The 1143-nt window shown below is 71.2% G+C and carries 1 protein-coding gene; it reads left to right on the top strand.

Annotation, left to right across the window (positions count from 1 at the left end):
• Positions 1–149: 149 nt before the first annotated feature.
• Positions 150–1143, top strand: a 994-nt coding sequence (locus NHG85_RS01990) for a homoserine dehydrogenase (protein ID WP_253329299.1), incomplete at its 3' end; no start/stop codon positions are given.

The following is a 1143-nucleotide window of genomic DNA, read 5'->3' on the forward strand; positions in this document are numbered from 1 at the left end:
CCCTGCGGGGCGCGCCGGTGATCGCGCCCGAGAGCCGCGCGCGCCTCGATGCGGGCGTGGCGCTGCCTGCCGCGTTGCAGTGAGGCCCCGCACGGGCTAACAGTCGCGCGCATTCCACATTGCCCGACAGACAGACCGGAGCCTTTCGCATGACTTCTCCCCTTCGCCTCGGAATCGCCGGTCTCGGAACCGTCGGCGCGGGGGTCGTCCGCATCGTCCAGTCGCATCCCGAACTGCTCGCCGCCCGCGCCGGACGCGGTGTCGAGATCACCGCCGTCTCGGCGCGCGACCGCGCCCGCGACCGCGGCGTGGATCTCTCCGCCTATGCCTGGGAGGACGACGCCGCCGCGCTTGCCGCGCGCGACGACGTGGACGTGGTGCTGGAGCTGATGGGCGGGCACGAGGGCATCGCCAAGGATGTCGTGGAGATCGCGCTCGACGCGGGCAAGGACGTGGTGACCGCCAACAAGGCGCTCTTGGCCCACCACGGCCAGGCGCTGGCCGAACGGGCCGAGGCGCAGGGCCGGGTGATCCGCTTCGAGGCGGCGGTGGCGGGCGGCATTCCCGTCATCAAGGCGCTGACCGAATCGCTGGCGGGCAACGAGATGACCCGCGTGATGGGCGTGATGAACGGCACCTGCAACTACATCCTGACCCGGATGCAGAGCGCGGGCCTGCCCTATGACGCGGTGTTCCAGGAGGCCGCCGATCTGGGCTATCTCGAAGCCGACCCGCAGCTCGACGTGGGCGGGATCGACGCCGGCCACAAGCTGGCGCTGCTGGCCTCCATCGCCTTTGGCACGAAGGTCGATTTTTCGGGCGTCGAGCTTGAAGGCATCGGTGCGATCACCATCGAGGACATCACCCACGCCGCCGACATGGGCTTTCGCATCAAGCTTCTGGGCGTGGCGCAGATGACCGGGCGCGGGCTGGAGCAGCGCATGTCGCCCTGCCTCGTGCCCGACAGCTCGCCGCTGGGCCAGCTCGAGGGCGGCACCAACATGGTCGTGCTCGAAGGCGACGCGATCGGCCAGATCGTGCTGCGTGGGCCGGGCGCGGGCGCGGGCCCGACCGCGAGCGCCGTGATGGGCGACGTGATGGACCTCGCGCGCGGGCTGCGCCTGCCGGTCTTCGGCCAGCCCG

This window comes from Limimaricola litoreus, assembly GCF_024159025.1.
Taxonomy (GTDB): domain Bacteria; phylum Pseudomonadota; class Alphaproteobacteria; order Rhodobacterales; family Rhodobacteraceae; genus Limimaricola; species Limimaricola litoreus.